At 44.6% G+C, this 21,749-nt stretch carries 23 protein-coding genes; 11 read left to right on the top strand and 12 right to left on the bottom strand.

Annotated features, from left to right (window positions below):
• Positions 1–120: 120 nt before the first annotated feature.
• Complete coding sequence (locus tag ACT7WV_RS02955; protein ID WP_445101466.1) at positions 121–903, top strand: histidine kinase; 783 nt, start codon at positions 121–123, stop codon at positions 901–903.
• 184 nt (positions 904–1,087) lie between these two features.
• Here the strand turns inward: ACT7WV_RS02955 and ACT7WV_RS02950 are convergent, their stop codons facing one another.
• On the bottom strand, positions 1,088–1,279 hold the full coding sequence (locus ACT7WV_RS02950; protein WP_445101465.1) for a YqaE/Pmp3 family membrane protein: 192 nt from the start codon (positions 1,277–1,279) through the stop codon (positions 1,088–1,090).
• A gap of 362 nt (positions 1,280–1,641) precedes the next feature.
• Between ACT7WV_RS02950 and ACT7WV_RS02945 the strand changes: the two genes are divergently transcribed.
• The 8 genes from ACT7WV_RS02945 (at position 1,642) to ACT7WV_RS02910 (ending at position 8,829) form a co-directional block, all read left to right on the top strand.
• The gene (locus ACT7WV_RS02945) at positions 1,642–2,037 is read left to right on the top strand and encodes a phage holin family protein (RefSeq protein ID WP_445101464.1); all 396 of its coding nucleotides are present in this window, start codon (positions 1,642–1,644) and stop codon (positions 2,035–2,037) included.
• A gap of 263 nt (positions 2,038–2,300) precedes the next feature.
• Positions 2,301–3,500, top strand: a complete 1,200-nt coding sequence (locus ACT7WV_RS02940) for an alpha/beta hydrolase (RefSeq protein ID WP_445101463.1) — start codon at positions 2,301–2,303, stop codon at positions 3,498–3,500.
• 124 nt (positions 3,501–3,624) lie between these two features.
• A complete protein-coding gene (locus ACT7WV_RS02935; RefSeq protein ID WP_445101462.1) occupies positions 3,625–3,843 on the top strand; it encodes a hypothetical protein in 219 nt (72 codons plus the stop codon).
• A 492-nt stretch (positions 3,844–4,335) separates the two neighbouring features.
• Complete coding sequence (locus ACT7WV_RS02930) at positions 4,336–5,130, top strand: DUF1206 domain-containing protein (protein WP_445101461.1); 795 nt, start codon at positions 4,336–4,338, stop codon at positions 5,128–5,130.
• A gap of 44 nt (positions 5,131–5,174) precedes the next feature.
• Complete coding sequence (locus ACT7WV_RS02925) at positions 5,175–6,086, top strand: metallophosphoesterase (RefSeq protein ID WP_445101460.1); 912 nt, start codon at positions 5,175–5,177, stop codon at positions 6,084–6,086.
• A 22-nt stretch (positions 6,087–6,108) separates the two neighbouring features.
• Positions 6,109–7,392, top strand: coding sequence for a DUF389 domain-containing protein (locus ACT7WV_RS02920; protein ID WP_445101459.1), 1,284 nt, complete (start codon positions 6,109–6,111; stop codon positions 7,390–7,392).
• A 43-nt stretch (positions 7,393–7,435) separates the two neighbouring features.
• Positions 7,436–8,188: a hypothetical protein gene (locus tag ACT7WV_RS02915; RefSeq protein WP_445101458.1), complete on the top strand. Its 753-nt coding sequence runs from the start codon at positions 7,436–7,438 to the stop codon at positions 8,186–8,188.
• Between the two features lie 65 nt (positions 8,189–8,253).
• Positions 8,254–8,829, top strand: coding sequence for a DUF421 domain-containing protein (locus ACT7WV_RS02910; protein ID WP_445101457.1), 576 nt, complete (start codon positions 8,254–8,256; stop codon positions 8,827–8,829).
• Between the two features lie 21 nt (positions 8,830–8,850).
• Here the strand turns inward: ACT7WV_RS02910 and ACT7WV_RS02905 are convergent, their stop codons facing one another.
• From ACT7WV_RS02905 to ACT7WV_RS02885, 5 genes are all read right to left on the bottom strand, one after another.
• Positions 8,851–9,219: a DUF2237 family protein gene (locus ACT7WV_RS02905; protein WP_445101456.1), complete on the bottom strand. Its 369-nt coding sequence runs from the start codon at positions 9,217–9,219 to the stop codon at positions 8,851–8,853.
• Between the two features lie 241 nt (positions 9,220–9,460).
• Positions 9,461–10,282 (bottom strand): DUF3153 domain-containing protein, encoded by an 822-nt coding sequence (locus ACT7WV_RS02900; RefSeq protein WP_445101455.1) that lies wholly within the window; start codon positions 10,280–10,282, stop codon positions 9,461–9,463.
• Positions 10,283–10,836: 554 nt separating this feature from the next.
• A complete protein-coding gene (locus ACT7WV_RS02895) occupies positions 10,837–11,364 on the bottom strand; it encodes a hypothetical protein (RefSeq protein ID WP_445101454.1) in 528 nt (175 codons plus the stop codon).
• Positions 11,365–11,437: 73 nt separating this feature from the next.
• Positions 11,438–11,821, bottom strand: coding sequence for a hypothetical protein (locus tag ACT7WV_RS02890; RefSeq protein ID WP_445101453.1), 384 nt, complete (start codon positions 11,819–11,821; stop codon positions 11,438–11,440).
• A 426-nt stretch (positions 11,822–12,247) separates the two neighbouring features.
• Positions 12,248–12,562, bottom strand: coding sequence for an urease subunit beta (locus ACT7WV_RS02885; RefSeq protein ID WP_445101452.1), 315 nt, complete (start codon positions 12,560–12,562; stop codon positions 12,248–12,250).
• Positions 12,563–12,995: 433 nt separating this feature from the next.
• On the opposite strand from ACT7WV_RS02885, the gene ACT7WV_RS02880 reads away from it, so the two are divergent.
• Positions 12,996–13,271, top strand: coding sequence for a hypothetical protein (locus ACT7WV_RS02880; protein WP_445101451.1), 276 nt, complete (start codon positions 12,996–12,998; stop codon positions 13,269–13,271).
• A 21-nt stretch (positions 13,272–13,292) separates the two neighbouring features.
• On the opposite strand, the gene ureA is transcribed toward ACT7WV_RS02880, so the two are convergent.
• The 4 genes from ureA to urtA all read right to left on the bottom strand — a co-directional run bounded on the left by ureA (position 13,293) and on the right by urtA (position 17,350).
• Complete coding sequence (ureA, locus tag ACT7WV_RS02875) at positions 13,293–13,595, bottom strand: urease subunit gamma (protein WP_445101450.1); 303 nt, start codon at positions 13,593–13,595, stop codon at positions 13,293–13,295.
• Between the two features lie 82 nt (positions 13,596–13,677).
• Complete coding sequence (locus ACT7WV_RS02870) at positions 13,678–14,547, bottom strand: urease accessory protein UreD (RefSeq protein WP_445105560.1); 870 nt, start codon at positions 14,545–14,547, stop codon at positions 13,678–13,680.
• A gap of 219 nt (positions 14,548–14,766) precedes the next feature.
• On the bottom strand, positions 14,767–15,372 hold the full coding sequence (locus ACT7WV_RS02865; protein ID WP_445101449.1) for a superoxide dismutase family protein: 606 nt from the start codon (positions 15,370–15,372) through the stop codon (positions 14,767–14,769).
• A 661-nt stretch (positions 15,373–16,033) separates the two neighbouring features.
• Entirely contained in the window at positions 16,034–17,350 is a 1,317-nt protein-coding gene (gene urtA, locus ACT7WV_RS02860; RefSeq protein WP_445101448.1) for an urea ABC transporter substrate-binding protein, read from the bottom strand.
• 316 nt (positions 17,351–17,666) lie between these two features.
• Here urtA and ACT7WV_RS02855 point away from each other — a divergent pair, with 316 nt between their 5' ends.
• Positions 17,667–19,562, top strand: coding sequence for a sensor histidine kinase (locus ACT7WV_RS02855; RefSeq protein WP_445101447.1), 1,896 nt, complete (start codon positions 17,667–17,669; stop codon positions 19,560–19,562).
• Here the strand turns inward: ACT7WV_RS02855 and ACT7WV_RS02850 are convergent.
• Both ACT7WV_RS02850 and ACT7WV_RS02845 read right to left on the bottom strand, forming a co-directional pair.
• The gene (locus ACT7WV_RS02850) at positions 19,552–20,616 is read right to left on the bottom strand and encodes an anthranilate phosphoribosyltransferase family protein (RefSeq protein ID WP_445101446.1); all 1,065 of its coding nucleotides are present in this window, start codon (positions 20,614–20,616) and stop codon (positions 19,552–19,554) included. The genes ACT7WV_RS02855 and ACT7WV_RS02850 overlap by 11 nt on opposite strands.
• The gene (locus ACT7WV_RS02845; RefSeq protein WP_445101445.1) at positions 20,613–21,551 is read right to left on the bottom strand and encodes a LysR family transcriptional regulator; all 939 of its coding nucleotides are present in this window, start codon (positions 21,549–21,551) and stop codon (positions 20,613–20,615) included. Before ACT7WV_RS02845 ends, ACT7WV_RS02850 begins: the two co-directional genes overlap by 4 nt.
• Positions 21,552–21,749 lie beyond the last annotated feature (198 nt).

The following is a 21,749-nucleotide window of genomic DNA, read 5'->3' as shown; positions in this document are numbered from 1 at the left end:
CGTCAATATGTATGTAGATAGGAATGTGGATCAGCCATGTCGGTTCTCTGACATGGCATTTTTGCTCTCTACAAGCCAGTTATCAAATCTGTAAATACTAAAATAAGCCAGAAATTAACAATGTCTGACCCTCTCAAAGATAAAATTACAACCGATCTTCAAAAAGCTAAAGAAGAAGGTCAATTAAGAGCCGAGCGCATCCGAGAAATTGTTCGGGATGCTGTACAAGCCTCTAGCTCAGAACTAAAAGAAGGTTCCTCAGAGATTCGTACAGTCGTCAAAAATGCTGTATCAATAGTTATTGATAACCTTAAAGATAAAGGAGGAGAAATTAAGGAAGAGATCACCGCCTCCTTGGAAGGAGCTATTGACGCTATTAGTCGAGCTAGACGTCAAGCTATTGCTAAAAGCCATCAAGAAGTTAAACAACTACAAGCTCAGATAGATTCTGACGAGAAAGAACTGCAAGAGCAAATTGATGGCGTGCTTGCTGAAGTAGAGAAAACTGAGAAAGAAAGACCTTCTTCTCGCACTCAACAAGCAGTTCAATCTGCTATCGACGGGCTTAAAGATACTGAAGAGGTAGCTTTGATGCGTAAACGTTACGCTCAACTGCAAGCTCAATTAGCAGTTTTGCAAGCTAACCTGTCAGCACGTTACGGAGAGCGCTATGAAGAAGTGAAAAAGTATCTAGATGATGCTAAGACTTGGTATGAGCAAGCTCAGCCTCAAGCTGAAGCCACAGCTGACCAAGTAAAACAAAAACGAGCTGAATTTGAAACTAAATTAGGTGAAGCTGGCACAGCTTTAGCTAAGAAAGAAAGACAAGTAAAACAACTCTTAAGAGAATTGTGGAAATCAATTACTGATACCGATACTGATGTTTCTGATACTCGTCGGTAACTCTCTCGTCTGCTAACCTTCCAGTCTAGAAGGTTAGCGGATTGCTTCTTTAGTTAAGAAACTTTAAGCGGGTTGATCCACGACCCTGCTCTATCGCGCATTTTATGTAGCACTAATGGAAGTACTCCTGATCAGGTGATCAGGAGTATGATCAGGAGCACTTCTATTAGTGCTAGCTTTGCTGTTAGTATGCGCTTCCCTCTCTGGCTTCTTTCTCTTCATGTTTGAGAATAACCCAAACTGCATGGATGGAACCGGGGAGCCAGCCGAGGAGAGTTAGCAAAATATTAATTAGCAAAGCACTTCCTACCCCCATTGTCATAAAAACACCTACGGGTGGCAAAATAATACCTAGGGCAATTCGCAGTAGCTTCATATTGTTACTCTTAAACTTTTTCTTCGTTTGTATCTAACTCTATTCTCTGCAAACAGTTGCTTGCCAACATCCATCTTAAGGATTATTAGCTGCTAATATTGGGTTTAATTAAAGAGGAATACTTACTCATCGATTACCCAACACCACGATGGAGTATAACTAGTAGTTTTTGTCTGGGATGCTTACTCCCTTGAAAGCCAGCAGGTTGTAGTAATTAGCACGATTAGCGATATCAATTAATTGCTATTGCCGAAAATCTATCTATGTAGAGATGCTAGGAATTAGCTGATCACAGAACATTAAGCTAGTGAAAGTTGAGACAAATACAAATTTTTGTAAATCCATCCAGAGGAAAAACTATTATGATCGCAGCCTTTTTTACTTTACTGGCGACTGCCCTCAGTCTACTCGTGGTTGACCTAGCTGTTCCCGGCGTTGACCTAGCAACCTTCCCTGCTGCTTTAATTGCAGCTGCTTCAATTGGTCTGGTTAATGCCACTATCAAGCCAGTTATCTCAGCACTCTCTTTACCAATCAACTTTCTAAGCTTGGGAGCATTTTCCCTAGTAGTTAATGGTATATGTTTCTGGCTAGCTTCTGCTTTCGTGCCTGGATTTAGAGTCAGCGGATTACTAGCTCTAATTCTCGGTCCAATTGTCTTATCCTTGGTTAATACTTTCTTGAGCAAGTACTTTGCTGAAAGGCATCCCGACCTCAAGCTAGAAACTGCTGAAGGGAATGCGCAATCCAACTCTTGAAAAGATAAAATATCAGCTAATCCTCACCTTAAGATAGTGAGCTCTAGCTGAGTCAGCGGAGCCGCCGCACCCATAAAATCTTAGGAGCAAGTACGTAAACTTGCTCCTTTTGCCTATTTAGGGTATCTAACTAGAGAAACACTCCCAGAGAAGATTATTTTCTACTTGCAGTAACTCAAAAGTAGTAGTCTCAGGTAATATAGATCTTTCAGCGTCAGGGTAGCATCACACAAAGCCGTTGTGTCCAACTAAAAACCTTTGAGATGAAGTTATTCTTCTTCAAGAGTCTGCTAGGACTCTTTGCTACCTCTGTGGGTATTGTGCAGCCATTTAGCACTAGCGTTGCTAAGTCTGCGACGATTAACCCTGTTAATAGCTGCTCTAACGTGCAACTTCCTGTCTCACTGGCACCTGGGCAATCTAAACAGTACCAAGTCTTTGGTGAATTGTGTGGTCAATCCCCCTCTGGGGACAAGACTGTTCAGGTTCTAGTTGCAGGAACCACCTACAGCCATATCTACTGGGACTTGCCCTACCAAAGAGAACGTTACTCGTATGTAGACGCTCTCACCCAGGCTGGATATGCAACATTGAACATCGATAGAATTGGAATTGGTAATAGTTCCCGACCGCCTGCTGACCAAGTTACAGTAGCATCCAACGCTTATGTACTTGAGCAAGTTATTCAAGGTCTGCGAGAAGGCAAAGTCGCAGGAGTACCCCAAGAAAAGATCATGCTGGTGGGATACTCTTCCGGGTCTTTTGGTGCTGTTGTCGGTGCTGCAAGTCAGGATGAAGATTTAGCCGGGGTAATTCTCAGCGGATTCCTGCACAACCAAAATCCAGACTTTCTCACAGCGTTTATCGATTCTTTCTATCCGGCACAGCTTGATCCGCGTTTTAGTCAGCAAAACTTGCCAGATGGCTACCTAACGACTCAACCAGGAACGCGAAGTGATCTCTTCTATTATCAGCCCAGTACTGATCCGCAAGTCATTGCCCTGGATGAGGCGACTAAGGAGACAGTCACCACTGGTGAGGCGGCGACGAATGTAGATGCTATTTTCTCAGAAACCACTAAACAGATTCGTGTTCCCGTCTTTCTAGCCTTGGGACAATACGATAATAGTTTTTGTACTGGCAACATCTGCGACAGTGCCCAAAGTGTGGCGGATTTTGAAGCACCTTTCTTTTCACCGGAAGCAAATTTGCAGGTGTACGTCCTGCCAAATGCCGGACATAGCATCAATCTGCATCAAAATGCAGCTGAGTGGTATGAAGCGGCCCGTCAATGGTCTGACCTCTATGTAGGCGCGACAGTAACAGCGTCCCAGCCTGTACCAGAGCCAGATTATCAGTTGGGTTTATTAGCTATGGCTGCTTTTGGTGCTGTTGCTGTCAGGAAGAGGCAACTTAAACCAGTAAAAAGCAAAGCGCCGGAATCAACTAAAGCTACTACCTAGAACTTAGGTATGATTTTTACCCAAATCTGTGATCCCTCAATTACTAGAGGTGATCTGGAAAACACTTTCTTAAGATGATCGACACATCATCAATGGCAACCGATCAACCAACCTAAAGCAGATCATGTTTACCTTTCTCAAAGAATTAACTGAGTACATCTTTAAACCAAAACCCGTAGACAAAGCCGAACTCAAACAACAAGCATCAGGGGTTAAAACTCTCTCCCTTCACTCGATCATCAACGCGGAGCAGGAAAAGATCGTCACAGAAAGAAGAAAAAAACAGGAAAGCTTAGCCGCCAAAGATCAAACCCCACCACTGAATTCCAACGAATTGCTGTAAATCTGGCGTGTCAGTAAAGGCTTTGAGAATATCCTGAAATCTTACCAAGTTTTTTACTTTTTCTGATTAAGCTATACATAGTCAGTTAAGCAAGACAGTGGACAGACAGAGACAAATCACATAAGATAGCCAACTCCTCACACACAGAAAGCCCGCCTCCAGTTGGAGAGCGGGTTTTTTTTTGAGTAAATCGGGAAATGCGGTGGTTAATTTGATTTCCTCGCTAAGAGATTACTAAGGATTAGGACTAGCTACTCGACTGCTGGAAAATAGCCGGATAGTAAGCAATTCCATCTACAGGTTGAGAAAAAACTATTTCGCTTTATCTCCAAAGAGCGATGAGTTTTTGTTGCCAAATAGTTATCCTCTAGTGAATGAAAAAGCCAAATGCTAATGCACCGCATAGGATTTCTATATTTATGACCCGTCAATAAAACTTATTCGTAAGTTGAAGCAACTATTTAACTAAATGCAATGGAAAATAATGGGACAATGAAAAAATCTAAGTGGGTCGAAAGACTAGCGCGGTTCGGCTACACAGTAAAGGGCATAGTATACGCGCTCATCGGAGTTTTAGCTTTACAGGCAGCATTTAGTAGTGGAGGAAAGACAACAGACTCTAAGGGAGCTCTTCGCACAATTGCTGCCCAACCTTTTGGTTCATTTTTATTAGCTGTAATTGGCGTTGGTCTCTTGGGATACGTCCTGTGGCGCTTCGTGCAAGCTATAACAGACCCCGAAAACAAAGGCACGGATGCCAAAGGAATTGCCACACGTTTGGGATATGCACTTAGCGGTTTCATTTACGCAAGTTTAGCTTTTGAAGCTTTGCGTCTGGCGACGAGTACAGGAGGCGGTGGTGGAAAATCCACCCAAGACTGGACAGCACTGGTACTCCAGCAGCCCTTTGGCAGATGGTTAGTGGGAATAGTTGGCGCACTGGTTATTGGTGTGGGCTTCTATAGACTTTACAAAGCCTACAAAATTAAATTCCGTAAAAAACTAAATTTGAGTGAGCTAGACCAAACACAAGAAACCTGGGCTGTACGCATCAGCCGCTTGGGTATAGCAGCAAGAGGGGTTGTGTTTGTCATGATTGGTTTTTTCCTGATTCAAGCAGCAAAACAGTTTGACGCCAGTGAAGCCCGAGGACTTGACGGAGCCTTACAAACCCTGGCGCGGCAACCTTATGGTAAGTTTCTCCTCGGTTTTGTGGCGTTGGGACTGGTGGCTTATGCCATTTACCTGTGGATCCAAGCGCGATATCGCCGCATTAGACCGACTTAGTCAAGACAGCTTCTGATCATTGATTGATAACAAATCGATATTAAATGAAAAAAATCAAACGCATAATATTCGGCTTGCTAGTAGCGCTGGCAATATTAGTCATCTGGGGTTTGCTCGAACCCTACATTATTGATCTAGAAGAAGAAGTTGCCACAATTCCCAATCTGCCTCCAGCCTGGGAAGGAAAAAAAGTGGGACTGCTTTCAGACTTTCAACTGGGCATGTGGCTGGATAATACTAATACAGTAGAGCGCAGCGTAGATTTACTCATAGAGAAACGCCCTGCCCTAGTATTAATTAGTGGCGACTTTATTTACCATGCTTTCTCAGGGACAACAGAAGAGATCACTAAGGTAGTTGATTTGGTTCGCCCCCTCCCAGAAGCAGGTATTCCCAGCTATGCAGTACTAGGCAACCATGACTATGGCATGATCAGCCTCGATACTCCACCCAAAGATAAGTTAGCTGCCAAATTAGAGACAGCCTTAGAAGAAGCGGGAGTTGAGGTTCTTCATAACGAAGCTGTAAGGTTGAACCTACCGAAAAATGCAGCTAACAACTTCAGCCCAGACAACGCTGAAGCTTTTTACTTGGTAGGCATTAGTTCCCATCTAGCCAAACGGGATCAACCGAAAGTAGCTATAGCTCAGGTGTCATCTGACAACCCCAGAATAGTGATGATGCACAATCCTCGCTCATTTCTTGCCTTACCTGCCCAGACAGCACCAGTGGCTGTGGCAGGACATACCCACGGTGGACAAATTCGCATCCCCGGAACCCCCCAATGGTCTTGGTTAACGGTGACCAAGGATATGAAACACGTGGATGGCTGGAGTCAAGGGTATGGGGCGTCAGGCAATCACCTTTATGTCAATCGAGGGATTGGTTTTAGCGATGTTCCGATACGGTTCAATTGTCCTCCAGAGGTCACTTTGTTCACGCTTCGTGCTCAGTAGCTTCTGGAGGGAGAGAGTTTAGGTGCGGCAACTACTGATTCAAGTTCCACGGGGACAAGGCAAAGAGGTTCTGGAAATTGCCAAGACTTATCAAGGGTCAAACTTGGCAAAGCTGGAAGCTAGCGATGGCAAAGAAGCGGTGGACTTGGTAATTATTCACATCTCTAATGGCAAGGTAGAAGATTTACTGAAGGCTTTGGAACCGATCCCCCAACTGCATGTTACCTTAAACCCGCGCGGGGTTATGCCCTTGCAGCCACCGGCTGATCAAGCACCGCAACAAGTTACAGATGTGGCGGTACGCAGTCCAATTGAGGTGTTCCTCAGTGGTTTGCAAAGCGTCGGTTCCTGGAAAGGTTTTCTTGGCTATGCAGCTACCGCCGGTGTCGTTGTCTGGATCGGTCTATTTACCAATACCAGTTATCTGCTGACGGCTGCGATGTTGATTGCACCCTTTGCCGGCCCAGCGATGAACGCAGCAATTGCCACCGCACGGGGTGACCAGCAATTGCTCCAGCGCAGTCTGATCCGCTACTTTGCTGCCTTGGCGGTAACTATGGTCGTCACGGGGATACTCAGCCTGATACTGCGGCAAGAGAGTGCCACCACTCAAATGGTTGCCACGAGTACAGTGTCATCTGTGGCGGTGTTGCTGCCCTTGGCAGCGGGGGCGGCAGGTGCTCTGAATCTGGTTCAATCGGAAAGAAGTAGCCTAGTTTCCGGTGCCGCTACTGGGGCGCTGATTGCTGCCTCGCTGGCACCACCTGCGGGACTAATCGGCATGGCAAGTGCCATTGGCAGATGGGATATGACCGTTAGTGCTATTTTATTACTCTTGCTGCAACTAGCTGGTATCAACGTGTCGGCTGCTCTCGTTTTCCGTTTTTTTGGCATGTCTGCTCGTGGGGCTCGTTATCAGCGGGGTCAAAAGCAAATCTTTCCCATTGCCCTAACAGCAAGTATCATAGCCCTAGTAGGCTTACTAAGCTGGCAGTTTTCCGACTCTCCAGAACTACAGCGCGGCAGTATTGACCAACGTGCTGCTGCTGAAATTCAAAAAGTAGTCAAAGAGAGTACCCTGGCAGAACCAGTAGAGGTCAATGTTCGCTTTACTGGGGCAAACATCAAAGGACAAAATAGTTTGCTAGGCACTGTCTACGTGCAGCGACAAGCAGGTGTCACCCAATCTTCTCAGGAAATTCGCGATCGCCTGACTCGCCAGATCCAAAACCACTTACTACAAGAGGGATTTGAGGCGACACCATTAATTGATGTCAGTGTGCTGGAGGCACCGAACAATAAATAACGGTGTTGCACAATCAGGGGACAAGGGAGACAAGGGGGACGAAATGTTAGCGCCAGATTCTGTTACTTCCTTGCTGAGCTTAATTTTGGCAATTGGGCTGGCAATGGTTCATATATTTGCCAGTAGGCTGGGCTTTCTAGAGGCAATTCCCCGTAGCCGCTGGCTATCGATTGCTGGTGGTGCTTCTGTGGCTTATGTTTTCATCCATGTTTTTCCTGAGCTCAGCAGTGGGCAAGCAGTAATTGAGCAAGCTAACAATCCGTTGGTGGATTTTCTGGAACACCATGTCTATCTGTTAGCTCTTTTTGGCTTTGCGGTGTTCTATGGCCTAGAGCGAATGGCTAAGATATCGCGCCAAAAAAATCGTCAGACAGGCGAGGGAGATGTCACCAGCAAGGAGGTTTTTTGGCTACATATTGGCTCGTTTGCCCTGTACAATATCCTCATCGGTTACCTACTCCTCCACCGGGAGGAACCAGGATTGGTCAGTCTCTGGTTCTTTTTCGTGGCAATGGCTCTGCATTTTATGGTGAATGACCACGGACTGCGTGAACATCATAAAAGTACCTATAAGCATATGGGGCGCTGGATACTAGCGGCAGCAGTGTTGGTTGGTTGGGCAATTGGACAAGCGACGGAAATTCACGAGGCGGCGATCGCTTTACTTTTTGCTTTCTTAGCAGGAGGTCTGATCCTTAATGTTCTTAAAGAAGAGCTACCTGAAGAGCGTGAGAGCCGCTTTTGGGCGTTTGCTGGAGGTGCAGGAGCCTACACTACTCTACTGTTGGTAGGTTAGAGGTGAGATTCGTCCCAACAAGTTTTGCCTAATTTGAATTAATTTGTAAAACGCAAGAGAGTCTAATGATCGAGGAAGTAGGGGATTTGCTCAGCTGGTTACTAGCACTAGATGCTCAGCAACCTAACCTATGGCAAATGGGATTGCGGGCGGCGATCATCTACGTGACTGCTGTGGCGATGGTACGCTTGGTAGGTGACCGACGCTTCATCGGTAAGTATGCCGCGCTGGATGTGCTCTTGGGTGTGATTTTGGGGTCTACTTTAAGCAGAGCCATCAATGGTTCTGCGCCTTTTTTTGCCACACTAGGAGCGGCTTTGGTGCTGGTATTGATGCATTGGCTATTTGCAGCAGTTGCTTGCCAGTATGACCGCTTTGACACTTTGATTAAAGGCCACTCCAGAGTACTAGTTAGGGATGGTCAAATCAACGATCACGCCTTGCGAAAAAGTCACATCACCTACAAAGATTTAGAGGCAACACTGCGCTCTGTGGGCAAACTTACCGAACTGACTCAAGTAAAAATTGCCCGTTTAGAAAGGAGTGGTCAGATTAGTATTATCCCCCAAAATCCGTCACCCCAGGTGATTGAAGTTGTCGTAGAAGCTGGTGTCCAGACAGTGAAAATTGAACTTAGTTAAGGTCACTCGATATGGAAGGGGTCAATTGTTGAGGGCATGTTGCTTGAGTTCATCAAAGGAGACATATTCTAATGCTGCTGGATGAGTTGCTGATAAAACTACAGGCGGTGCAACTCCAGCATCCAAAGCTTCCTTCCAGCGAGGAGCACATAAACACCAGCAATCGCCTGGTTTTAAACCAGGAAAATCAAACGCTGGGACGGGTGTACTCAAATCATTTCCCCTCGACTTACTAAATTCCAAAAACTCTCGGGTTACTTGAGCACAAACGACATGGGCCCCCATATCGCCAGCCCCTGTTCTACACACTCCATCCCGATAAAATCCAGTCATGGGGGAAGTGCAGCAAGTTTCGAGTTCTCCGCCAAGGACGTTCCTAGCCTGTGTCATGAGAGTACCTTTTTTCTAATAGCCTCTTTCATTTGCAGATTACAAAGATCTGCTACTTTTGGGCAAGATATGTTTTTCATGATGGCAGAAGACCAAGAATTTTGTCAGTTAAAAGGTTAGGCAGAGCTGGAGAAGTCGTAAGTGGTGTGGTAGAACGAGGAATCCCTGGCAACAATGTGGGGAATCCCCGTCTGAATTAAAGAGGTAGTTTAGACCGATTTTCTTTTAGGCGGGGAGGATGTCAATTAACCACAGTTGCAACTTGTTGAGTTGGCATTCCAGGAAAAGTTTTGTATTTCCCATAAAAACCCGCCAATACCAATACGATAATCACTGCTGTGCCAATACCCAGAGGACTAGGAAGCCAAAAGATTGCCTCCAAATGATTTAACTCACCCGGTTGAGGTGTCCAGACTAGTTTATGCCCGCCATAGTAAACTTTAGGATTGATAGTCTCAGCTCCTTGGGTTAAACCTTTGGCTCCCCAAGGCGTCTCTAGGCTAAACTGCAAATCTAATAGTGCCCCCGGACTGACAATCACGTTACCATTGGCTGAGAGTACGCTTAGCGATCGTAAATCTAGGTCATAGCTTAAGTGATTGCGCTGCACGAAGAAAAAGTTGTTCTGCATCAGGCTTAACTTGGAGCTGATACTGGGTAATTGCTCAGCCTTGACTGCCTGAGAACGGGAATCTTGTTTCTTAGCAACAGGGTTAAAAAATCGGTTAAACTTAGATGTTAATTCCTGCCCACTGCTAAAAGGAATCCTGACAGTAATTTCCTGCTCAGACAGGCGTTGGGTTCTACCACCAAGCTGCTTAGCTCGGCGCTGGAGGCTGGATAACCATTGTTGTGCCTCATCATTACTCAAGCTGGTTAGCTGCTTTCCTAGCCTAATATTTTGCACAATTGCGCCGTGGTGTTCACCTTGGAAGTTTACGCCGACATCGTATTTTACACAGCCAGAAAGTAGCATTGATGCCAGTACAATCACCCAAAGAAACCGACTGCGGCGCAGCCGGTGACGCACCGACTTAAATAAATCAATAACAACGGATTTCACTGATTGCTTCCTCCTTGTGTTCCTCAGTTTGCTCCACATGGGTGTGGTTCCTCTCCCACAATAAACTGGGCAGATAGGCAGGGCAATATAGAGTTTCTCTGATGGAATTGTGAGAACTGCCTATTTTGTCTCTGATCTATCAATAGGCTTAGTGATGATTACTAATCCAGAACATACATACAGATGAGAATACACTTTGGATTGGATTAATGCGAACTATCTTGAGATTTTAGATTACCCTATTAATAAGTAATTATTGTCAACGGCGTAGATCATAACGCCTTAGAATCTTCTTCCTCTACAGCCTATTTTCAAGCCAGTATTATCCCCGTGCTTAACCGACCTCAAGGAAGAGATTTTAGATAGAGGTTACTCCTCCTCTAGTTTAGCAGTATGGGAGGAATCGAAGACCAAACTGTTGCAAGTGCAGGGCAAAGAGTTACCGAAAAAAATGCTGTAAGTGTAGGTAAATAAGCATAAGAAAATGCAGAGGATTTATTACTGGTATGTAAGTGGTTTCAGTCGTTAAATCTGTCCTATTTACTCACCACGGCTTAAGCAGGAAAACCAAACAAAACTAAGCCACCGATCACTAGACCAATGGCAATTAAACTTACCCAAACAAATTGATTATCTTTGACATTTATTTCACTAGGATCAATGGGTTTTGGTTCTAGTTTTTTACGAGAGTTGCTGGAGTTTGGAGTCGTACTACCGCGACGATCTTTCGGTTCACTTTCTGCGATCGCACCTAAGTCGGGAATTTTGACCATCCATTCTTCTGGTCTTTTCAGCTGAGGTGCTTGTAGAATGTAGAGTAAGCCTCTACCCTGCTTGCGGGTTTCTAGATCAGGATGTTTACTTAGCTGCTGACAAAGTGCGATCGCCTCTTCTTTTTGTCCGGCTGCCTCATAAGCTGTTACTAACCACATTTGCACTTCTCCACCAATGGCGGAGTTACGATTTACCAGAGAAATAGCTGCTAACAAGTGTTGGATGGAAGCGCTGTACTCACCCCGTTCAAATGCTGCTTTTCCTGCCTGGTAATCAATGCGGAATTTTTCTTTATTGTCTGAACTCACTTGACTAATATATTGGTATACTTAATCTTTGCCTAATAGTAATCAATCAATAATAACTAACTCTGTCAAGTTTTTACTCTCCCTTCTGCCATCTCTCAAGAGTGGCAATCCCCAAACTAGTATAGGGGTGATCAAGGAACTCCTGGATCATTTCCTGCCAACCCGCTTGTAAAGCATTGAGAAACCTTTCTCTACGATTTGCCGAAATTGCAGAGGTGATTAAATTCTGTTTTTCTGCTTCCGTGGCGGTGGGGTTATGCTCCTCGATTTGTCTTAGTAGTAGCTGAATTTCCTGTGCTGCTTCGGCAAGAGTTCGCTTTTGCCAGTTTAACGCCGATCGCAGTTCTGTCAAAAATGTCTCTGTCAAGCCTTGGGTTTCAGTTTCTGGAAGAATTTCCGGAGTTTGTTGGCTAGCTTGGGATATTTGATTAAGATACTTGGGATTGTTAAACTTCATGGTATCGAAGTCCCTAAAAACTATAGATCACGGTCATTAATTAATTGTTGTGAGATTAAACGAACAGGACAAGTCGTTGTAGATTTAGTCTACAGGTCTAACCTCTTTTACTGTCCCTAATTGGAATGTAGACTACTAGCAAAATTGGTTATTGCTACCTCAGCCAGCTTGGCTGACTGCCACTGTCTGACGTCGAACATTGCCCAGTTATTGACTAACCATGTCTACTGCCGCCAACCTTTCTTTTCCCTCCACTCTAGCGATTTTTATTCCTCTCAACTCCCAAGCTGTCTAGAGCCTATTTGATAGGACAATTCGTGAACTGTGGAGCTGATCATTGACAAAAAAATAAAGATGTGATCAAAGTTTAATTACCCTCACATCTATAGCCCGAAATCCCTAGCAAGTCCTGCTGAAATTATTGCTTCACTCTTGCGATAGTTGACCATTAATTAGACCGTTGAAGCCATAAACTTGGCGAGTGCCAGTAAACGGGACTAAAGTTACCTCCCTCTCGTCTCCAGGTTCAAAGCGGACTGCCGTACCAGCAGGGATATCTAACCGCATACCTTTGGTCTGCTCTCGGTCAAAGTTGAGAGCTTGATTAGTTTCATAGAAATGAAAGTGAGAACCAACTTGAATGGGGCGATCACCTGTGTTCGCTACTAGCAGCCGCATCGTTGGACGACCAGTATTTAGTTCAATTTCTCCTACTGATGTAATTATTTCTCCTGGAAGCATATAAAACGTTCTTTTTTTTCCTGTGATACTACTTGATAATCTTTTTCATTTCTTTCTTCTTTTTTATATCACTATCAGTCACTTGGCACAAATATCTGATGTAGATAAGGACTAGTAATATAACATCGATTGCATTATTTAATGCTCAACTACAGTCTGCCGGATAATCTTTATTATATCTTTACAATTGAGTATCTGGTTAGTTGGTTCCAGCAAGAATAAGTAAATGTAGCGGTTCTCGATTGGATAAAGTGCAAACTCCTAGGTTTTAGGAACATGTCAGAAGTTAGCTATGCTTTCAGGCTGAAAAATCTAGGATTAAAACTATAAAGTTTGGTGCCTCTTACTACGCATCTCCATACAATTTTTTTTAGGTAAATTGAGTTTAATTTACCTAAACCAGAATGTCTGTAGTAGTTAATTAATAAAATAGATGACCATGGGCATTCGCTCAATTTCACAGCGTTTACAGGCAATTAAATTAATCAATCAAGGAGATGTTCATCTTGATAATTCGGCTATTCAAGAACAAGTAGATTGTATTGATCAAATTCTGACTCAACACCTTCGTCTTCTGCAAGAATCTCTGCAAACTCTGGAAGAGATCAGAGACAAGGAAGTAGCAGCACCAAAATTACAAGACAATCAAATTAACCATCCCATCAATAAGCTGCGCCAAATTATCTATGGCAATCAGGATGCACAATAATAATTTTCTTGGTTGCTACTGCTAATGAATTGGGTCATGAACTGTAACAAGTTTAGTGCCATCAGGAAAGGTTGCTTCTACCTGAACTTCATGAAGCATTTCCGGTATGCCTTCCATGACCTCATCCTTTTTGAGTAGGGTTGCCCCGTAACTCATCAAATCTGCCACGGTACGGCCTTCTCTTGCCCCTTCTAAAATTGCGGCAGAAATATAAGCCACGGCTTCCGGGTAGTTGAGTTTTATGCCTCGTTCTTTGCGTCTTTCTGCTAACAAAGCGGCAGTGAAAATTAGCAGCTTATCTTTTTCTTGGGGCGATAGTTGCATGTTAGTTGTTAGTAGTTATTCCTCTATGTCTGTGGACATTATCTGGCAAAAAGCTACAAATGTGATAAACTAAAGGTATATGTCATGATAGCCATACCCTTGGCTTTTGAGGAGATTGCCTGGAACAAGAGAGGCGTAGCAACTGCCAAACATCCATAAACCAGCTTCTTACCTCAGAGGTGGAAGCGCCGCGATAGCGGCACAATAAACCACAAACCAACTTAGTGACACCAGCTTCTCCTCTACGTTCCTGGGCCATCCAGAGTTTTCTGGCTTGCTCAACAATTTCTGGAGAAACTGGCTGCCCTACCCAAGTAAGAGTAGCAACTATCGGTTTTCCAGCCAAACCGTGAGGCCCTTCGATAATTTCTTTTTTGGCAGGTAGCCACTGGCGATCAATCCATAATGGGCGTCCTTGTTGCCAGATAGCGATGTGCGATCGCCACTGTCCTTCTAAGAATTTTTCTCCTCTGGCAGAGCGACCAAAGCGGCTAATTTCCCAGCCAAGCCAAGTAGCTCCTGGTGCTAATTCTACTCGTAATTGTTGCTGGTAAAAAGCACCATTAAAGACAATTATTTCCTGGGGTAACCACTCCAAACAAGCGTTAGCGTCTACTCGCATGTGAATATTTTGTCTGGCTTGGAGTCCGTTACTGCGATAAATTTTAGCAGCAGCAGCAGTGGTGATTAAGGCTTGGGCATGGGGTTGGAGGTGGATATTTTGAGAAAGGATATCGCCTCCCACTACTCCCCCAGCAGTGTGTAAAATCACGCTATGGCAAACTGCTGGCCCTTCTGGGTAAAATGGTCGCTGTACCTTGAGGGGCGATTGCCCGTGGGAGTGAATTAGCTGGGTGATGCCATCGTGATAGGCATACCCTAGTTCTAAGCTACCGTGCCACCCCGTTGCAGCAGAGGGGGCTGGTGCTGGTGAGTCCGAGAGTTGAGCCACAAAAGTGCCAGTTATAGCGGTGAATAGGTGGTAATAGGTAATAGGCAAGAAAGCCCGTAAAATAGGTAAGTGGTGGCCAATATAGAGCCTTGGTCTAAAAAACCGCTAAAAAGCACTTATTACCCTTCGCTTCGCTCGTTTGCCCTTCGGTCATGCTCCACAAACGCGTAGCGTCTCCTTTGAGGAGAGGGCATGCTTATTACTTATTACATGTTGTCCCTAAGAACCAGTTATTTGAATTACTCCACAACCAATGCGTCCGCCAGCATTACCTGTAGGTTGACCGAAATCATCCGGATTTTCGTGGATAATCATCGCTCGATTAGCAACCGCATACTTGCCCTCCTCAAAGGTGAGTCCCGGAAGAGCTTCAGCCTTGGTTGCAGTAAGATCTGGGGAAACAGAGATATTCCCTAAGTCTCCCGCATGAGCGTTGGCAAAACCATCCTTGACTAATAACCCATGTTTAACGCCGTCTGGGTTAAAATGACCACCAGCTGCTTGACCTGCATCAGCACAACTACCTGACTCATGGATATGAAAGCCATGTTCTCCAGGGGGTGCATTATTAATCATAGCTGTCATTTGTAACCCTTCCGGCGTTTGAGAAAAGTTAACTTCTCCCATGGCTTGAGAAGGTTCTGAAGTGCTTGTAATTATCGCTTGAGCTGTTTGAGGTTGTTGCTCTGCTACATTGTCTGTTTGAGGCTGTTGTTCTGCTACATTGTCTGTTTGCTCACAGCCATACATCAAGACTACTACACTCAAAAGGAGGGAGATTACTGTGACTCTAAAGGCTTTCGTGAGCTTATTAAGGAGTTTCATAAAGACTCTTGGCTGAGGTTATGAGAATCATTTCAGCAAGACCGCTATCTACGGACTAACTCGACCTGATCCTATCATTCCTGTCGGTCTTATACTGTCTGGTTTTTATTAACAGTCATCGCTTCGCTAAAATTACGTAGTCATCAACAGCATAATTTGAGACAAACTTTTGCCCCAAGTACTGATGTTTTAAGGTATTAATGTATTTTTGTTCAGGCAAGTGTTCTCTAGCGAACTTACTAAATTCAGCCCTAGCTGAAGGAGTTCTTTTTCCTGTTGAGCATTGTTGGTGTATACATTGGCGCCGCCAAATTTCTCTCGAACTAGAACTGTGACTTGCTCTGTGCAATATCCTTCATACTGCGGTTTTAACATTACTAAACCCACTATTCTGTAGACACTGCTGGTAATCGCAGATTAACATGAGATCATCAACGGTTACCTGCGTAAATCTACGGTTTTCCAGTCTATACAGTTGTAAATTAGATTGGCTTTTGACCAAGGGATCACACCTAAAAAAAAGTTAGTAAACTTCAAAAGGTACCGACAGATTAAATTGAAACTGCCGTTTAATTAAACAAGAGCAATCATCTCAACAGCTACCTTTAAAATGCCTTAACTAATAATGAACAATTGCAGTTAAATAGTACCCAACAACTATTTAACTATTGGGCAGATTGGCATCTTGGTCAGGTTCAGACCAATCACAAGTAATTTTTTTGTCATTTACTATAAATTGACTCCAAGGAACTGGCATAACTGCTTGATCACTCGAATAAACTATTTTAACTAAACCATCTTCCTGGACTTCACCAATCCGCACAAATTTCGAGATATGATTGTTACTCTCCATGGTTATCTTACCTTCGGGAGCCTCAAAAGTCTGACCATAAGCTGCCTTACGAACTTTTTCTAAGTCATCAACAGTTCCTGCTTTTTCCACTGCTTGCTTCCACAGATAAACTGCAATATAGGCAGCTTCCATAGAGTCATTAGTAACACTATTTTCGCCATACTTCTCCTTAACTGCTTTAACAAACTTATGATTAGCTGGTGTGTCCAGTGTTTGGAAGTAATTCCCCGCAGCATAATGACCCTTAAGATACTTAGAACCAATTGCTTGGACTTCAGCTTCGCCAATGCTTAACGACATTACGGGGTGCTGCTCTGGCTCAAAACCAGCACTCTGTAGCTCTTGGAAGAACGCTACATTACTATCACCATTAAGGGTGTTAAAAATGACGCCACCACTTGGCAAAGTAGTACGAATTTTGGTAAGAAGAGAGCTGATTTCTTGATTACCTAGAGGTAGATATTCTTCTCCAACAGCTTTGCCACCTCTATTCTCTAGCTGCGCTTTAATAATGCTGTTGGCAGTGCGGGGAAATACATAATCAGAGCCAACCAGGAAAAACTCCTTCCCTTTGTTATCTAACAACCAATCAACCGCAGGTTCTAGTTGCTGATTTGGTGTAGCACCCGTATAGAAAATATTTTTAGAACATTCTTGACCCTCATATTGTATGGGATACCAGAGCATATGTTCTCTCTCTTCAAAAATCGGCTTTACTGCTTTACGACTAGCGGAAGTCCAGCAGCCAAACACAACGGAAACTTGATCGTCCTCAATCAGCTTGATTGCTTTCTCGGCAAAAGTAGGCCACTCAGAAGCACCATCTTCGGTAACTGTGACAATCTGCTTGCCCAGAACTCCACCAGCAGCATTGATTTCTTCTATCGCCAATTGCACAGCCTTAACAACACTCTTTTCGCTAATCGCCATTGTGCCGCTTAGGGAGTGAAGAATTCCTACTTTGACGTCACTGGTACTATTAGTAGATGTAGCCAAAGACCCAGAAACTGTTGTATTTTCTAAAGTAGTTCTTGGTGGAGAATTAGTACAAGCTCTGAGGAGAATACTGCCGCAGGTTACACAACTGTAGCTGAGAAATTTACGCCGATGCCATCGTCTACTCATGCCTCAAGATCTCTCTGTTAATTCAAACATTTGGTATAAAAAAATACTAATCTTTGCACTAATTATCAACTAGAGGGGTTATCAATAAATGTATTTATTTTCTATAATGAATATATTTATTTCCTATAATACGATGGTCATAGTTTTACAACAAAACGTCAAACAGCTAAGATAGCTTAGAAAATAACAGCTAGGATTCACTGCCAATCACTAATTAAATTAGCTCGTGAAATTATTAAAATAACCAACTATTTTGTAACAAAACTTATTCTTGCCTCAACTGTGTTGTTTATGCTGGCTATAAATGCAGGAATTAATGCTATGGCTAAAGCGCTTAGTATTGCTAAATTCGAGTGGGCATTCTTACTTAGCTACCTGTAAGCGTTTGCTCAAGGTAGATCTCTTAGATAATGGAGTTGTGTCAGCTAAACAAGAGAGGAAAAATCAAAATAGTGCTACGGCTGCCTTGCTCAGCTCATTTAAAGGATGGCTAGCCAGAGCCAGTATCCGGACAAAAATTGGCGCTGGGTACGCACTCTCTATTGGTATTGCGATTTTAGGAACAACAGCCGGACTAGAAATTGGGGATTATTACCAACAACAAGCCTTCGACTTGCAAGATTGTGCCCATACGCAACAGCATCTCCTCAGAGAGTTACAGACGGCGATTGTCGAATCACAAGTACACGCCTCCCGATTTGCTTTTGTTCTGGGTAATCCAGTCTGGCTAAGATACGAACAAGAGCGCTTCTTTCGTAGTATTGACCAAGCTCAAGAGTTACACAAGAAGCAACAAGGCTTACTCAGCCAAGGAAGCTGCCGAACCGCACGACAAAAAGCTCAGTGGCAGGACTTATCGAAAACTTATGCTAGAACGGTGGATGCCTACAAGCGCCTCACTAGCTCACTATTGCAGGAGATTGAACCCTCTTCCTTGAAACCGGAGGATATTCTACCAGCCCAACAACAGATATTAAGGAATAACAGTGGCGAAGTAGCCATTACCTTGGATAATCTCTCTGAACAGTTAAACACACAAATTGAGAAGACCAAGGATCAAGAACTCTATGCTAGCACCAAATTTCGGCGAGCCAACCAATTACGAGAAAGAATAATTCTTGCCAGCATTCTGCTATCGGTGTCTTTAGCAGTAGCACTTGCTCTGTTTATCAGTCGTGCGATCGCTGAACCCATCTTGGGCGTTACTAAAGTTGCCCAACAAGTAACCCAAGAGTCTAACTTTGCCCTAAGAGTACCCGTAACTACCAGAGATGAAGTAGGTTCCTTAGCGATCTCTCTCAATCAACTAATTCGCAGAATTGCTGCTTACACCCAGGAACTCAAGCAAGCTCAAGCGCAGCTAATTCATACCGAAAAAATGTCTAGCTTGGGAGGAATTGTTGCTGGTGTTGCCCATGAAATCAACAACCCCGTCAACTTTATTTACGGGAACTTGCACCATACAGATGAATATATCCAGGATTTGCTCTCGTTGCTACATCTCTATCAACAGGAGTATCCTCACCCTAGCACAGCAATTCAAGACAAACTAGAAGCAATCGATTTCGACTTTCTCATCGAAGATTTACCAAAAATTCTCTTCTCCATGAGAGCAGGTACTGAACGTATTCGTGAGATTGTCCTGTCACTGAGAAATTTTTCCCGCCTAGACGAAGCTGAAATTAAGCAAGTCAACCTCCACGAAGGCATTGAGAACACCCTCATCCTGCTCAAAAGCCGTTTCCAGGGAAAAATTGAGATCATTAAACAGTACGGCGAACTGCCGCAGGTAGAGTGTTCTCCAGCACAACTCAATCAGGTATTTATGAATATCCTGTGCAATGCGATAGATGCTCTCGAAGGCTTGGGAGTTGAGTATGGGGACTGGGGATTTACAAATCAAGATACCTCCGCACCTCTGATCAGAATTAGCACAGATATCAAGGAATTGGGCAGTAGACAGAGCACCCCAGAAGTTATAGTTCGCATCGCCGACAATGGCCCAGGTGTTCCCGTTGCCATTCAACAGAGAATCTTTGACCCCTTCTTTACTACGAAAGAGCCTGGTAAAGGCACTGGTTTGGGTCTAGCAATTAGCTGCCAAATTATTAGACAACATCAAGGTCTCATCCAGTTAATTTCAGGGCCAAGTCAAGGAGCTGAGTTCGTGATTACTTTACCAGTGCGGGGAATTATCAGCCTCAAAGCTTAACGCAACAAGGGCTAATTTCCCGGAGTTGTTGCAGCTTTTGCCAAACTTGCCCTTCACTTAAGAGTACTTTGGCTTTAGCGATCGCCTTTTCCAGATCAGGACAAACCCCACAGCGCCAGAGATAAAATCCACTATTCCAAACAACAGCCTGCATTAAGGAAGATGGCTTGCCTTGGAGTACAGCTTGCATGTTTTCCGTCAGTTGCTCTGTGGCTTCTAGTGGAACACTCTGAGCAGCAAAACCATAGGCACGGGGCGCTAGGCAAAGGCGCTCAAACTGAGGTTCCTCTTCCCCTGGGCTAGTTATGCCAATAATCGCGGTGCGGTCGCTCGGTAAGTCACAACTGCCTTCTAGTCCCTTAACCGTGATTAACCAAGGCGTTCCCCTGAGGGCAAATGCCGAGCGGATCATCTCTTCAGTAGGGGGATGAACAAACCCTGCCACCACCTGAGACTCACCCCGGTAAGGTGACCAAATTAACTCCAGCGTTGCCAGAGGTGGGCGTTTGCCAATCTGCTCCCGGTAGGGAACTAAACCCTGAGCTAAAGGGAAATGAGTCGGCAAGTAGACAAAGCCCAAACCAGCGGTTTCTAAAACTTGCTGAACTTCCTTGAGTGTTAACTGCGTCCAGTCAACTCCTAAGCCACGCCACAGATCAATTAACGGCACGCCCTCTTTGGTAGGCATCCGCTCACCTCCGTGCATCACCACTGGACAACCTGCGGCTGAGAGCACCAGAGCCGTTAGGGGGCTAAGGGGAGCCGTGCGCGATCGCCCATCGTAAGGAGAACTCAAAACCGTGACTCTGCCAAATGTGGTAATTGGTTGTAAAGCTGGCCCAAGTTGATCATAAGTATCGAGCATCCCCGCCAGTTCTTCTCCAGTGGGGCGCTTAATACGATGGGCAATCAGAAACGCACCAATCTGCGCCGGGGTTGCCTCTTGCAGTAGCATCATCCGGGCTGCCTCTGCTGCCTCGGCACGACTTAAGCTTTTCCCCGTGTGGGTGCCACTGCCAATTTTGCGTAAAAGTTCTCTAAATTCATTGCTCATGATGCTACCCTAGGCGAGATGCCTACTCGACAATGATTCGCGGTCGGTTTGACTAATTCACCCACCAGTTTACGAAAGTGTTGAATCGGGGGTATCTGGAGTCTGTCTTGCGTCGTCACCAAGACTACCCGACGCATCCAAGTTGGTTCCTCCAAGGAACGGATCGCCAAAGTGGGGTCACCATAGGCATCCTGTAAAGCTGATTGAGGTAGAAGTGCTACCCACCCTCCTTGACGGATTGTCCCTCGGAAAGCATCAAGGGTATTTAATTCTAAAACTGTGTTGAGTACCGCTCCCTGCTGATTAAACTTTTCTTGCACGAGGCGCTGCATCCCGTAGCCGTCTTTAAACATTACCTGAGGAAATCCTATCAATTCTGACCAAGGAACAGGATTGTAAGCAGCCAGAGGGTGATTTGCCGCGACTAAGACTGCGATTGGCTCTTCATAGAGGTGGTCAACCACCATCTCAGAGCTAGCCGCAAGAAAGCGATTGTCCATGACAATTGCCAAATCAACTAACCCATCTCGGAGGACTTTCAAAGAGCGATCGCTTCCCAAAGCAGTTACCCGCAATTGCACATCCGGGTAGTTGTGAGTGAAGCGTTGCAACACTGGAGGCAGATAGTAGGCGCAGACAGAATGGATTGCTGCCACGCAAAGCTCCGGCTGCTTCCCTGCCAACAGTTCGGCAATTTCTTGAGTAGCACCTTCCCACTCTTGACAAATTTTATGGGCACGGGGGAAGAAGCTCTCACCGGCCAACGTCAACTTTACTTGGGCTGTTCTATGGAGCAGGGGCATGCCTAGGTCAGCTTCTAGGGCTTGTACCTGGCGAGAAATAGTAGATTGAGTCACCCCGCATTTGCGAGCCGCCTGCTGAAAGCTCCCCATTTCAGCAACAGCCAAAAAGGCCTTTAGCTGCTCTAAGCGCATATTGACCCAACTATGACTGTTTATTTATTAATAGTTGCTAGATACTAGCAAATTCTCTTTAGATTTTAGTATTTTTTGATACAGAAACTGAAGTTTTGCTCAATTTGATTACTTGAGTTTAAAAGAAGTTACGCGCTAAAAGCTTTAACTACGAGATTTTGTATATTCAAATACTAAATTTGGCTGCAATCTTTGCTG

It is taken from the genome of Symploca atlantica LB2515, assembly GCF_052546295.1.
This window is presented reverse-complemented; position numbering and strand designations above follow the sequence as displayed.